We start from the raw sequence: 13,879 nt of genomic DNA on the forward strand, positions 1-13,879 counted from the left end.
TGAAAACCGACCGAACCATGAAAAAATTCGTACTGACACTCGCCGCAGGTCTCCTGCTGGCCCTCGCCGCCGGGGCGGCTCCGAAGAGCGCCCATGTCGTGGGCGACCCGGCAGCGCTTTACGACCTGCTGGACCTGGAGCGTCCGGGGATGGAAGCCGTGCGCAAAGCGGTCGCCAAAGGCGACTTCAAGGCAGCCGACAAGGAGCTGCTCAAGTACTTCCGCAACCGCCGCGGCATCGTGCAGATCGACGTCGACCTGGATAACGTCACGATCAAGAAGAACGAGCAGCGCTGGGCCGACGAGTCGCTCGAGCACAAGTTCTACGCCCACAAAGGATATCAACCCTCCTACTTCTACGGCGACGACATCGACTGGCGCTACTGGCCCGTGAAGGACAACGAGCTGCGCTGGCAGCTCCACCGCCACTACTGGTTCATTCCGCTGGCCAAAGCCTACTACCTCACGCGCGACGCCCGATACATCGACGCGTGGATCGACCAGTACACCGACTGGATTCGGAAGAACCCGCTGGACGGCGTGGAGCGGCTGCAGGCCGCCGAAGCCCCGGCCGAAGAGATCGCCGCCGAGAAGGAGAACATCCGCTTCGCCTGGCGGCCGATGGAGACCGGACGCCGCCTGCAGGACCAGATCGCCGAATTTGCGCTGACGATCCAGTCGCCGCGTTTCACGCCCGAATTTCTCAATCTCTACCTGCGCATGTTCCGCCAGCACGCCGACTACGTGCTCCACCACTTCTCCAAGCAGGGCAACCACCTGCTTTTCGAGGCGCAGCGCATGCTCTATGCAGGCATCTACTTTCCGGAGTTCCGCGAGGCGGCCGAGTGGCGGCGTAGCGGCGTGGAGATTCTCAACCGCGAGATCGGCGTGCAGGTCTACCCCGACGGCATGCAGTTCGAACTGGACTACGGCTACCACCTCGCCTCGATCGACATCTTTTTGAAGGCGCTGAACATGGCCCGCTCCAACCACATGGAGTCGGAGTTCCCGGCCAGCTACATCGAGGCGGTCGAGAAGATGACCGTCGTGGCGTTCAACCTGCTCTTCCCCGACTACACCAACCCTATGTTCGGCGATACGAAGCGCCACGACAAACAGTCGCTCACGCGCCAGTTCCGCAACTGGGGCAAGGTGTTCCCCGAGAACGAACAGCTGCCTTGGTTCGCCACGAGCGGCAAGCGGGGCACGATGCCGCCCTACACCTCGCAGCAGTTCCCCGCCTCGGGCTTCTACGTGCTGCGCACGGGCTGGGACATGGCCTCGACGGTCACCGTCGTCAAGGCGGGTCCTCCGGCTTTCTGGCACAACCAGCCCGACAACGGCACATTCGAGTACTGGCACAAGGGGCGCAACTTCTTCCCCGACTCGGGCAGCTACGTCTACGGAGGCGACAAGGAGGTGATGGCGCTGCGCAACTGGTTCCGTCAGACCCGCGTTCATAACACGCTCACGCTCGACGACCGCGACCTCGAAAAGACCGATTCGAAACTCCTGCTCTGGAAAACGGATGGGGAGATGACCGTGCTGGTGACGGAAAATCCCTCCTACGAGGGGCTGCGGCATCGCCGCTCGATGTTCTTCCCGGGCGACGGGGTGCTCATCATCGCCGACCAGGTGAGCGGTCCGGCTACGGGACGCGTGGGCGTGCACTTCAACCTCTGCCCCGGCAAGACCGCGCTGGACAAGGACGGCACGCTGCGCACGCTCTTCGACGACGGCAACAACATCCGCGTCAAGACCACGTGCAGCCGTCCGGCAGGCATCGTCATGCAGGAGGGCTGGGTGTCGTACGCCTACCGCGAGCGGGAGGAGCGCCCGGCCTACGCGGTCGAGGCCGCGAAGAACGACGGCGGGGATATGCTCTTTATCACCGTCATCGCGCCCGACGACGAGGCGCACCGCGGCTCGGTGGCCATCGTCTCGAAAGACGCAACGCTGGGCGACAGCCTCTCGTTCGCCGTGCGCGTGGGGGCGAAGGTCTATGAGCCGGAGTATACGTTGAAATAGATGACGCTGGCTCGGGGCGCAGCCTGCGGAGGAGATGAATTGTGGCAGCCTGCGGAGTGTCGCTTGCGCCTGTCTGGTTCCGTAGACGTAATCTCTTGGTTTGCGGTCGCAGCCTGCGGATAATACGCGATAAGTGTGCCTCTTATCGACGGTTTGGTGTATGTCCGTTCGGGCTGCAGCCTGCGGAGGGACGCAACAAGCGGGCCTTCGCTGGGCGAGGCTGCGGCCCGCCGGCCTAAAGGTCGAAAACAGGACAACCCCAAATGCTGGCCACGCAGCGACCGACAGCGACCGACACCTAAAAAACACTACGATATGAAAACCCTATCCACCACCGCCCTCTTCCTGGCCGCGACGCTGGCGACCGCAACCGGCCTTGCCGCCGAGCCACAACCGGAACTCGAACCGTTCCCCGCGCGGGTCAACGTGCAGGCCGACAGCGCCCGCACGGAGCAGATCGCCGACGGCGAGTGGGTCGCCGTGGGCATCCGCAAGCCGGAGTCCATCCGCCGCGACCGCACCCGCCCCTACGAGGGTCGTCCCTCCTGGCGCTTCGAGCTGGGCCGCAGCGACAACACGCTCTCAGGCTACGCCCCGGGCGAGACGAAAGGGCGCGCCGAGCTTAGCTACTGCTACGCTACGGCGGCCGATTTCGCTGATCTGACAGCGCAGGACTACGTCGACGCGCAGAAGATGAAGACCGTCTACCACCACGGCAAGGGCATCTGCCCGCAGGGGTCGAAGTGGACCTACACCTTCGCGGTTTACATCCCCTCGACGCTCAGCCCCGACGTGCAGACCATCTTCGCCCAGTGGCACGGCATGCCCGACCGCACGCTGGTCACCGCGCCCGACGGCCAGGTGCGCCGGCTGTCGGTCGCGGAGTTCGTCGCCATGCAGGACACGGTGGTTATCAAAAAGGACACCGCCTACGAGCGTGTCGCGGGGCGTGACAAGCGGGGCAAGGAGGTTTGGAAAGCGGGAAAACCGACGGGCTGGAAGGTCGAACAGGGCGGCTATCCCCCGCTGGCATTCGGATTTTCGGGCGGCTGGTTCTACATCAAGGCCAATTCCGACCGCCGCTGGTTCACCGACAAGTCGGACCGCTGCAACGCCAATCCGGAGAAAGCGGGCGTGCTGAAACCCGTCACCTCGGAGTTCAAGTCCTCGACGATCGCCTACCGTCTGCCGTTCGGCGACTTCCCCAAAGACAGGTGGGTTCGCTTCACCGTCGAGGTCGACTGGACGCGCTACGGGGGCGCGGCGCAGAGCGTCGAAGCCCCGGGCCGCCTCGATGTCCGCATGGCCTGGGACGACAGGGAGGAGCATATCGTCGATAATGCGCAGGTGCTCATCGGCCGCAACGACGAGGAGGGTTACTACTTCAAATACGGCATCTACCGCGTGGGCGGCAGCTCGGAGCCCGTCTGCTACAACCTCGCGGGTTACACCCAGCAGCCGCGCTGATTACGACCGATCCTGAAAAAGCCGGATGCCCTCGCAAAGAGGCATCCGGCTTTTCGATTAAGGGTTGAACGGTCAGAACACGACCCGCCGCGTCTCTCCGGCCCGCAGATCGAGCCGCTGTTCCCGCCCCCGGTAGCGCAGGCGGCACGCACGGTCCGAATCGCTCGTCACCGTGGCTTCGGTCAGCGCGCCGCCCCTCCAGACGATGCCGATCTCGAAGCCGCCGCGGGCCCGCAACCCCCGCACCTCACCGTCTGTCCACGCCGCAGGCAGCGCGGGCAGCAACTCGACGAAGCCGCGGTGGCTTTGCAGAAGCATCTCCGCGATGGCCGCCGTGGCTCCGAAATTCCCGTCGATCTGGAACGGCAGCGCGTTGAGCAGATTGCGGTATACCCCGCCCTCCGCGGGACCCGGCTCGACGGGATCGGCCGGGCGCAGCAGGTTTTGAAGCGTCGCCCAGGCCCGGTCGCCATCGAGCAGCCGCGCCCAAAGCGCCGTTTTCCACGCCATGCTCCACCCTGTGGTCCTGTCGCCCCGTTCGGTCAGCGATCGGCGCGCGGCGGCAAACACCTCGGGCTGTTCGGGGGTGATATCGGCGCCCGGATAGAGGCCGAAAAGGTGTGACACATGGCGGTGCTGCGGCTCGGCCTCACGGTATTCGCAGTCCCACTCCAGCAGCTGCCCGCGCGAACCGATCCGGTAGCCGCGCAGCCGCGGAAGCTGCCGCCGCAGCGTGTCGAGCAGCGGATCGGCGATCCCGAGCGTGTCGGCCGCGGCGATCGTGCGGGTGAACAGGTGGCGCACAAGGGTCTGATCCATCGTCGGACCCGCGCACAGCGACGCTTCGCTGCCGTCGGGCATCAGAAAGTGGTTTTCGGGCGACGTGCCGACCCGGGTCACCAGCCGCCCCTGCCCGTCGTCGGTCAGCCACCCCGAACAGAAGCGGGCCGCCCCGGCCATCAGGGGATAGTGCTCGCGCAGAAACGCGCGGTCGCCCGTGTAGAGGTAGTGTTCCCAAATGTGGTTGCAGAGCCACGGTCCGGCCATGTTCCAGAAAAACCAGTAGACGCAGCCGTCGCTGGGATAGCCCTCGCGCCAGAGCGAGACGTTGTGGTGGATCGTCCAGCCGGGCAGTCCGTACATGTCGCGCGCGACCGCCCGTCCGCTGTCGGCGATCTCTCCGAGGAAGCGGAACAGCGGCGCGTGGCACGCCGAAAGGTTGGTCACCTCCGCGGGCCAGTAGTTCATTTCGAGGTTGATATTGAGCGTGTAGCCCGAGTTCCACGGCGGGATGACGCGCTCGTTCCACAACCCCTGCAGGTTGAGCGGCTGCCCGTCGCGCGAACCGGAAATCATCAGGTAGCGCCCCATGCGGAACAGAAGCGCCGCCAGCCCCGGATCGCCGCTTTCGGGGACATTCCGCAGGCGCTCGTCGGTCGGCCGATCGCTCCCGGCCGACGGCAGGGTGAGCGTACAACGGTCGTAAAAGGCGCGGAAATCGGCCGTATGAGCCGCCCGGAGCGTTTCACAGGTCTGCCCCTCCAGCAGGCGGGCCTGCCGGGCGAGCAACCGTGCCGGGTCCAGCCCTTCGCGGCTCGGACTGCGGCCGGGACCGTTGTAGGAGGTCGCGGCGCCGAGCACGAAGGTCGCTTCGCGGCACGCCCGGACACGGATGCAGCTGTCCGTCAGCGACCACTCCCCGTCGATCGAAAGGGGCGTGAGCATCGCGCGGAACGCCATGCCGCCGCCTGCGAGCCGGTCGCCGTAGAGCACCTGTTCGCGGCGGAGCACCCGCCCTTCGGCATCGAAATACTCGAGATGCAGGCGCTGCGTTCCGGCGGCAGCGATCGCCTCGACCGTCCGGCGCTGCACGTGCTCCGGAGCGCGGCCCGCCATCGTCAGCGCTCCGTCCGCGGCGCAGACCCTCACCGGATGCGGCGAGGCCATACGCACGTCGAAATCCAACACGGGCCGCTCGGCGCGCAGGTGCACGACCACCACCCCGTGCGGATGCGAGGCGAAGATCTCCCTAACGATCCGCACCCCCTGCTGCACGTAGGAGGTCGTGACCACTCCCTCGCGCAGGGAGAGCGCATGGGTGTAGTCGCTGACGGGACCTTTCATGCGGAAGTCGATCCGCACATCGCCGCAAGGCTGGTAAGCCTCGTTCAGCCGCCCGATCCACGACCGGACCGCGACCGAATCGGCCTGGGCGTTGCGGCCCGCACGCAGCAGGGCCTCGACCTCGCCCAGACGGTCGGTCAGACGGATGCCCTGCACCGACCGCTCCGGTTCGCCGCTGTACAACGTATTCTCGTTGAACTGGATGCGCTCCGACGCAGTATCGCCGAAGACCATCGCGCCCAGACGGCCGTTTCCCACGGGCAGCGCCTCCTCCCACACCCGGGCGGGGGAGGCGTACCACAGACGGTCGTCGTCCTGCGCCCGCAGCGGAAGCGCCGCGCCCAGCAGGGCGGCGCACAGGAGGTAACGGAGCGCACTCATGGCCGGGGCGTCAGTCGGATCGTGTAATTGCGGCCCTGCACGGTCTCGATACCGAGGATAGTCGCCCCGTCGGCATGGGAGACCTCCAGCGGACCCGCTTCGCAGGTCGCGTCGTAAAGCCCCTCCAGCCACAGACGCGTGGCGTGCGGCGCTTCGGGCACAACGACCTGCTCCTCGGTCAGCTCGCCCATGTGGCGAACCGCCGGGCGGCGCATGTCGGGTTCGCAGAGGGTGAGGCGCGCGCCCTCCCCCTCCGGCTGCCAGACGTACGCCAGCGGAATGTTCACCCGCACGACGGGAAGCGCGTCGTACTCCGCTCCGGCGTCGTAGAGTGCCGCGCAGACGATCCCCCGCTCCCGGTCGCGGACGACGTGCGCGCCGTCGTCCTGCCGGAGCACCTCGAGGGGGCTGTCGTCGCTCAGCAACCGCTCGGCGGCCGCACGGTCGCCCTCCGGAAGCATGTAGTAGCGGTAGCCCGCCCCGCGGGGCGCCGGGCCGTGGTCGATGAAGGCGCGGGTGAGCGGCCCCGCCCGCTCGAGGGTCGGCACGGCGTCCGGCACGGCGAAAAGCATCCCCGTCCCGTCCGAGAGCAGCGTGCCTGCGGCCGTCGGCTCGGTCTGCTGCGCGGCATCCGGCGACTGGAAGAGCGTGGTGACGGTCGGATGCACTGCATCGTCGCTGCGGATGTCCGAACCCAGGCAGAGCACCGTTCCGCCGAGGAAGAAGACCGACTTGTTCGCCCGCAGCGTGCCGTCGTAGGCGCAGTCGTGCAGGCGGAAGGAGAACATCGCCGCGCCGTCGGCCGCCACGCCCGCCAGGAACGTCTCGTCGGAGAAGTTGCGGTGGTCGGAGTACCCCTTGCGGTGGCGCTTGCCGACGATTTCGTCCGCAGAGAGGCGGATGGCCGTCGTCCCGGGAATCAGGCTCCAGTCGAAGCCCGCCGCCTCGGGGCGGAACGAACGCCGGCCGCTGTCGAGATCGAACCACTCGACCTGCCCGTTGGAGAGGCAGCGACCCGAGCGGTTCTCCGTGGCGGAGGATTCGTAGTCCCAGATGTAGCGGCTGAACCCCTTGACGTTGAAGTGGAAGCGCGCGTCTTTTACCACCAACAGCCCCGAATAGGGCATGAAGAGCGCCCCGCACGGAGCCGCCTCGGGCTCCACCCCGCTGCGGACGGCGCGCATCAGCAGCTCGGCCTCGCCCACCGTCGCCGTATAGGAGAGGTCGGAATCGACCTGATCCATCACCCGCCCGACCGCCTCCGGATAACGCTCCGCGAGCCGCCTGACGGCGGCCAGCAGCTCGGCGTCGGGTTCGGGGAAGGCATAGGCCGCATAGGCAAAGGCGGGCAGCAGCTCCTGCAGCACCTCCTGTCCCAGCGGGAAACGGCCCGTCGTGCCGGCCGGCACGTGCAGTCCGGCCGCGAGGAAGCGGTAGGTCAGAAGCCCCCGTTTCAGCCGCCGGAGCGTCGCATCGGACAAGGCATAGGGCGTATCGTGGAGCAGGTAGGCCGCCAGCGCGCCTACGTAGAGGGCATGCGGGTAGTAGGCGCTGTTGTAAGGTCCGCGGTGGTGGTAGCCCGAGCCGTCGGCCTTGAGCGTCCCGAAATAACCCGGGCCGTAGTCGAGCGCACTGTCGAGGTAATCTCGGAGGGCCGTGAGGGCCGCCGAGCGCTCGCGCGCGTCGGGCAGCAGGAGCGCATAGACGAGTTTGGGCAGCGCCAGCGCCCGCAGGTTGTCGGCCACCTCGCCCGGATGGTCGGGCGTAAGGTAGCAGATGCCGAACATCGTCAGCCAGCGCAGCGTTTGCAACTCGCGCCGCAAGGTCGCGGCGGGCAGGCGGTCGCGCAGCAGGAACAGGGAGTGGAAATAGCCCGCGCTGCGCAGCTTTTCGAAGCAGAGCGACCCCAGCGCGCTGCCGTCGGCCCACCCCTGGTCGGCGAACCAGTCGTAGACGGCCAGCGCCCGGCGCAGGCTCTCACGGCTGCCGTTGCGGCGGTAGTCGAGCGCCAGCGGAAGCAGCACGCGCTTGTTCACGTCCATGAAGTAGCGGGTCTTTTCCCCGTCGATCGTCGCGGGCGTGCGCATCGGATAGAGCGGGCTGCGCAGATCGAGCCGCATCCCCTCGGCAACCCCTTTACGGATAAAGCCGGCTTCGTGCCGCGCACGCCGGCGGACCCACTCCTCGCCGGACAGCTCTCCGGAGCCGAGATACCACGCCTCCAGCCGCCGCTCGATGCGGGCGATCTGTGCGGGCGGCGCCATGACGGTTTTCGCAAAGTCCGGCTCCGCGCGGCGGTACTTCATGAAGTCGGGAATCAGGCTGAAATCGGTCCGGCGGACCGTCACCTGCGCGTCGGACATCTTCTGCCACGACACGGCGGGCGTGAACTCCATGCAGTCGAGGAAGATACGTCCGCCCCCTGACGCCGGGAAGCGAATCTCCGCGGCGGCGAGCCTCTCGCCGCGCGGCAGGCCCATGTCCTCGCGGAACTTGTTCCACACGCAGCGCCAGCCGGTGAAGTCCAGCCCGCAGGCGACGCTGCACGCCTCCCCGCCTGCGGCGTCGCGGAAGACGATGCGCAGCGGCTCCCGGGAGGGGCGCTCGTTGTAGATCCAGAGGGCGACACCGCCGTTGGGCGACGCGGACGCTTCGGCAAGTCCCTGCGGGGAGCCGATGCGCACCACCGCGCCCGGCTGCCAGTCGATGCGAAGCGAGCGGCGGCCCAGCTTGTAGTGCGCCCCGGAGTAGCTCAGGCGCGCCCGCTCGGCGCTCCACGCAGCGGCCTGCGGGGTTTCGAAGGAGTAGAGCTGCGCGTGGCCCCGCAGGGCAAACACGGCGAAGAGGAGGAATAGAAAGAGGTTTCTTTTCACGGATACGGTTTATAAGCCGGACGGCGCGTCGAGCGCGCCGTCCGGCAGGTTTGAAACAGGAGTTAAGGCAGGGGCGGACGAGCCGTCCCTGTCCCGAGCGGCTATTGTGCCCAGCCGGGGTTCTGATCGAACTTGGGCATGATGTCCAGCTGCGTCTGCGGGATGGGCATCAGCTCGTTCTTACCCTCCTGGGTGTAGTCGAAGATGATGTAGGTGGCGTTGGTTGTGGAGGCCCAGTCGGCCACCTCCTGCGCCGTGGTGCGGATGGTGTTGTAGTACTCGCCCCAGCGGATCAGGTCGCTCTTGCGGTGTCCCTCGAAGCAGAGCTCGTAGGAGCGCTCGCGGCGAATGGCGGCCCGCATCTCGTCCTGCGAGAGGTTCGAGAGGTCGTGGCGCGTGTCGCCGTAGGCGCGGCGGCGCACCTTGTTGAGCGCCGAGTGGGCGGCTTCGGTCGGCCCCTGCGACTCGTTGAGCGCCTCGGCGTAGAGCAGCAGCAGGTCGGAGTAGCGCAGCACGTACCAGTTGACCGTCGAGTTGTAGTTCTGGCTGTACAACGGCGAGTTCTTGGCGTACTCCTCGATGTCCCACTTGGCCGGGGTGTAGCGGATGCGCAGGTTGTCGCGCTTCTCGTCGGTGATCTCCTGCTTCTTGCCGGTCTTCTTCTCCGTGAAGTCGGCGGCGATCTGGAGCCACTCCATGTAGTTCTGCTTGCCGTCGGTGTCGATTACCGTGTAGGTCGTCTTCACTCCTTCGACCGAGATGGTCACCTCGCCCTTGAAGCCGTAGCAGTAGTCGGCCACCGAGAGGGCGCGGCGCGGATCGTTCGGTTCGAGCGTCTCCCACTTGCGCACGAACGGATAGACGATGCGCCAGCGGGCCTGGCAGGTTCCGCGGTTGCCGACCTGCGAGGTGATCACGCCGTTCCACTTGCCGATCATGCCGACCGGGTCGGACGATCCGGTTTTGGAGTTCCAGTAGAAGGAGACCTCCACAAGGCTCTCGGTGGGGTCCCAGACGCTCGCGCCGGCATTCTCCCACACCTGGCGGTAGTTGGGCAGCAGGTCGTGGTGGCCCGATTCGACCACCGTCTTCGCCGTCTTGGCGGCCTCGGCCCACTTCGTCTCGTCGCGGACGGGATAACCGGCCCACGTGGCGTAGACCTTGGTCAGCAGACCCAGCGCGCCGCCCTTCGACATGCGGAACGAGTTGTCGGTGCGCACATGGTCATCGTCGGCCCACGGCAGCACCGAGGCGGCGTATTTAAGGTCGGCCTCGATGAACTCGTAGACCCGCTCGGGTGCGGCCTGCTCGAAGTAGTCGTTGGGCATGTACGACTCGGCGGTGGTGGTTACCAGCGCCACGTGCCCGAACCAGCGGACCAGCTCGAAGTAGTAGAGCGCACGCAGGGCGCGGGCTTCGGCGATGTAGTATTCGCCCAGCTGCCGGTCGTGTGCGGACCAGTCGCTCATGCTGTTCTGGATGGTTTCGATGCAGCTGTTGGCGTTGTAGACGGCGTTGTAGAGGGCGTTCCACGTCTGGGCGATCTCCTTGGTGGAGGCGTTGTGGAAGTTGGTCGGAATCTCGCGCGGCGAGGAGGTCACCTTACCCTCGACCTGCGCCAGGTCGGTTCCCAGCGTGAAGAGCAGCGAGAGGTGGTAGCCGTAGAGATACTGCGAGGTCATCGACTGGTAGACGCCCAGCAGCACCAGTTCGGCCTTTTCGGCGTTGTCGACGAAATCCATCGGCACTTCGACCTTCGACTCCTCGTCCAGCGAACAGGAGCTCAGGAGCAAAGCGGCGGCGGAGAGTATGAATAAGAATTTTTTCATGGTTCTGCGGTGTTAAAGGGTGAGATCGATACCGAAGGTGAAGACCTTGCTCTTGGGATAGGCGCCCCAGTCGAGACCGGGCGTGGTGGGGCTCGACGACGCGACGCTCACCTCGGGGTCGTAGCCCGAGTAGCCCGTCACGACGAAGAGGTTCTGCGCCGAGAAGTAGACGCGCAGCTTGCTGACGTAGATCTTGCGCGTGAGGCGCTGCGGCAGCGTGTAGCCCAGCGTCAGGTTCTTCAGACGCAGGAACGAACCGTCCTCGATGAAGCGCGAATAGACCTCGTTCTTCACGTAGCCGTCGTACTTGGGAACCGAGTTCGAAGCGTTGGTCGGCGTCCAGCGGTCGGCCACCTCGGCCATCATGTTGTAGTTCTTCTCCATCGTGGTATTGCTGTACAGGCGCGTGGCGTTGTAGATGTCGTTGCCGTAGTTGAACTGGAACATGAAGCTAAGGTCGAAACCCTTGTAGTTGAACGTGTTGGTGATACCGCCGAAGAAGAGCGGCGTGCCGTTGCCGATCTTTGTGCGGTCGGCCGTGGTGATCTTGCCGTCGCCGTCGATGTCCTTGTACTTGACGAAGCCCGGGCCGAAGGAGTTGCTGCCCGCGTGCTCCGACATGTCGACCACCCCGTCGCGCAGCACCAGTTTGCCCGCACCCTCGTTCCATACGAAGTCGTCCGACTGGTAAACCCCGTCGAAGACGTAGCCGTACATGTCGCCCAGCGCCGAACCGACCTGCGCGATGTAGTCGTTCACGTAGTCGGACGACCAGCCCGAGTTGAACAGGCGCGACTGCTCGCCGCTGGAGAGCGCGCGCAGTTCGTTCTTGACGAACGAGATGTTGAAATTGGTGGTCCAGCGGAAGCCGCCGCGGGTGTTGAAGTTGGTCGACGACAACGACAGCTCGATACCCTTGTTGCGGATCTTGCCGATGTTCTGCCACTGCGAGGTGAAGCCCGTCACGCCGGGGATCGAAGCGTTCATCAATAGGTCCTTCGTGTCCTTGAGGAAGAGGTCGGCCGTCAGGTTGAGGCGGTTGTCGAACAGTCCGAGGTCGATACCGAGGTTGGTCGACTGCGAAGCCTCCCACTTCAGGTCGTCGTTGGCCAGCTGCTTGGGCTGGAGGGCGATGATCTGCTCGGTTCCCATGCCGATAGGGACCTTCTTGTAGAGCATCAGCGAGAGGTAGTTGGTGATGCGGTCATTACCCACCAGACCCCAGCCCAGACGGAGTTTGAGGTTGGAGATCGTGCGCTGGTTCTTCATGAACTTCTCCTCCGAGATGCGCCAGGCAGCCGAGAACGAGGGGAAGAAGCCCCACTTGTGGCTGTCGCTGAAGACGGTCGAACCGTCGGCGCGCACCGTCGCGGAGAGGAAGTAGCGGTCGCGGTAGTTGTAGTTCACGCGGGCGAAGAACGAGAGGAGCATCGACTCGGCGTAGTTGGTGTTCACCTCGGTGGGTTTGGCCCCCATGCCGAGGTTGTTGTTGCCCAGGTTGTCGAACGGGAAGTCCATCGCCGTGCCCTTGAGGTACTCCGACGTGCGGCCCGAAATCTCCTGACCCAGCATCACGTCGAAGGCGTGGCCGTTCTTGCGGGCATACTTGTAGGTGAGCAGGTTGGAGTTGGACCAGCGCATGTCGCGGCCCATCTGCGTCGAACCGTAGGGGGCGTTGTTCGAGATCGCCTGACGCGACTGCTCGTGGTAGAAGATGTCGGTGCGGTAGTTGGCCACGTTGTAGGTGGCGGCGGTTTTCAGCGTCCATGCCTTACCGAGCTTGAACGTGAGGCCCATGTTGGCGATCCACTGCTCGGTGCGCTTCTTGTTGGTCACGTTCTCGGTCTGGATGATCGGGTTGACCTGCGCCAGGTTGCCCGAGGTGTTCTCGGCCACCAGCGGGTCGACCGCCGTAGAGAGCATCTCTTCGTCGGTCATGTTCAGACCGCCCGTGGGACGCGCGCGGAGCACGGTTCCCAGCATGTTGAAGCGGCCCTGGTCGCCCGACGTACCCACGCCGCGCTTCTCGGTGTTGGCGTAGTTGATCTTGATGTCGGCGGTCAGCCACTTGGTCACCTTCTGGTTGAGCGTGGCCTTGGCCGTGACCTTGTTGAAACCCGAGTTGTTGAAGATGCCGTTTTCGAGGAAGTCCGAGAACGATACGCTGTAGCGCGTGTTCTCCGTACCGCCCGAGAGCGAGACGTTGTGATCCTGCGACCACGTGGGGCGGAACACCTCGCCCTGCCAGTCGATACCCGGGTAGTTGAGGTAGTCCTCGGCGGTCTGGTAGCGGTAGGGAACCCCCTTGGAGTCCGTACCCTGCCGCCAGTAGGTTCCGAAGCCCGACTCCTGCTGGAACTTGGCGAACTCGTAGTTGCTCAGAAGGTCGAGCGTCTTGGAGATCGTCCGGTAGCTGGCCGAACCGTTGTAGGTAACCGTAGGCTTGCCCACCTTACCCGACTTGGTGGTCACCAGCACCACGCCGTTGGCGGCGCGCGCACCGTAGATGGCCGCTGCCGAGGCGTCCTTGAGCACGTCGACGTTCTCGATGTCGGAGTTGGAGAGGTAGTCGATGTTGTCCACCTGGAAGCCGTCGACGATGTAGAGCGGGGCGGCATCGCCGTTGACCGTGCCGATACCGCGGATCTTGATCTCGAAACCCGCTCCGGGCGTACCGTCGGACGTGGTGATCTGCACGCCGGCCAGCTGTCCGCCCAGCGCTTCGAGCACCGAACCCGACTTGTACCCCTCGACGTCCTTGGCCGAGACCGACGAGATCGAACCCGTCACGTCGGCGCGCTTCATGGCGCCGTAACCCACCACGACGACCTCCTCCATGAGGTTGGCGTCGGGTTCGAGCTTGATCGCAAGCTCGGTTCGCGTACCGACGCGCACCTCCTGCGTCTTGTAGCCCAGGTAGGAGATCTGTAGCGTGGCGTCCTTGCGGATCGGGAGCGTGAAGCGGCCGTCGATGTCGGTCGATGCGCCCTGCGTCGTGCCGCTGACGATGACGTTCGCGCCGATGACGGGCTGGTCGTTCTCGTCGACCACGCGGCCCGTGACCTTGTTCTGCGCCGATGCCCCGAGGGTCAGCACCAGGGCCATAAGGGTCAATAAGAGACCCTTATGAAGCCCGGCGGCGCGTTTGATGATATTTTGCATAATCGAATGTTCGTTT

Annotated in this window: 6 protein-coding genes; 2 read left to right on the top strand and 4 right to left on the bottom strand. The window is 65.3% G+C overall.

Features of this window, described 5'->3' with window-relative positions; translation table 11 throughout:
* Positions 1 to 17: 17 nt before the first annotated feature.
* Both ACMO9O_RS09220 and ACMO9O_RS09225 read left to right on the top strand, forming a co-directional pair.
* Entirely contained in the window at positions 18 to 2,027 is a 2,010-nt protein-coding gene (locus ACMO9O_RS09220; RefSeq protein WP_418983578.1) for a heparinase II/III family protein, read from the top strand.
* 315 nt (positions 2,028 to 2,342) lie between these two features.
* Positions 2,343 to 3,494 (top strand): heparin lyase I family protein, encoded by a 1,152-nt coding sequence (locus ACMO9O_RS09225; RefSeq protein WP_418983579.1) that lies wholly within the window; start codon positions 2,343 to 2,345, stop codon positions 3,492 to 3,494.
* 72 nt (positions 3,495 to 3,566) lie between these two features.
* On the opposite strand, the gene ACMO9O_RS09230 is transcribed toward ACMO9O_RS09225, so the two are convergent.
* The 4 genes from ACMO9O_RS09230 to ACMO9O_RS09245 all read right to left on the bottom strand — a co-directional run bounded on the left by ACMO9O_RS09230 (position 3,567) and on the right by ACMO9O_RS09245 (position 13,863).
* Entirely contained in the window at positions 3,567 to 5,999 is a 2,433-nt protein-coding gene (locus ACMO9O_RS09230; protein WP_418983580.1) for a glycosyl hydrolase family 95 catalytic domain-containing protein, read from the bottom strand.
* Positions 5,996 to 8,872: a chondroitinase family polysaccharide lyase gene (locus ACMO9O_RS09235; protein ID WP_418983581.1), complete on the bottom strand. Its 2,877-nt coding sequence runs from the start codon at positions 8,870 to 8,872 to the stop codon at positions 5,996 to 5,998. Before ACMO9O_RS09235 ends, ACMO9O_RS09230 begins: the two co-directional genes overlap by 4 nt.
* Positions 8,873 to 8,973: 101 nt before the next feature.
* Positions 8,974 to 10,701, bottom strand: a complete 1,728-nt coding sequence (locus ACMO9O_RS09240) for a RagB/SusD family nutrient uptake outer membrane protein (protein WP_418983582.1) — start codon at positions 10,699 to 10,701, stop codon at positions 8,974 to 8,976.
* A gap of 12 nt (positions 10,702 to 10,713) precedes the next feature.
* Entirely contained in the window at positions 10,714 to 13,863 is a 3,150-nt protein-coding gene (locus tag ACMO9O_RS09245) for a SusC/RagA family TonB-linked outer membrane protein (RefSeq protein WP_418983583.1), read from the bottom strand.
* Positions 13,864 to 13,879: the final 16 nt, after the last annotated feature.

This window comes from Alistipes sp., assembly GCF_048465635.1.
Lineage (GTDB): Bacteria > Bacteroidota > Bacteroidia > Bacteroidales > Rikenellaceae > Alistipes.

What these genes read in the sequence shown, in the direction of transcription:
- ACMO9O_RS09240 (WP_418983582.1), bottom strand. Translation starts at nt 10,701, where the DNA reads ATGAAAAAATTCTTATTCATACTCTCCGCCGCCGCTTTGCTCCTGAGC.
- ACMO9O_RS09230 (WP_418983580.1), bottom strand. Translation starts at nt 5,999, where the DNA reads ATGAGTGCGCTCCGTTACCTCCTGTGCGCCGCCCTGCTGGGCGCGGCG.
- ACMO9O_RS09245 (WP_418983583.1), bottom strand. Translation starts at nt 13,863, where the DNA reads ATGCAAAATATCATCAAACGCGCCGCCGGGCTTCATAAGGGTCTCTTA.
- ACMO9O_RS09225 (WP_418983579.1), top strand. Translation starts at nt 2,343, where the DNA reads ATGAAAACCCTATCCACCACCGCCCTCTTCCTGGCCGCGACGCTGGCG.
- ACMO9O_RS09220 (WP_418983578.1), top strand. Translation starts at nt 18, where the DNA reads ATGAAAAAATTCGTACTGACACTCGCCGCAGGTCTCCTGCTGGCCCTC.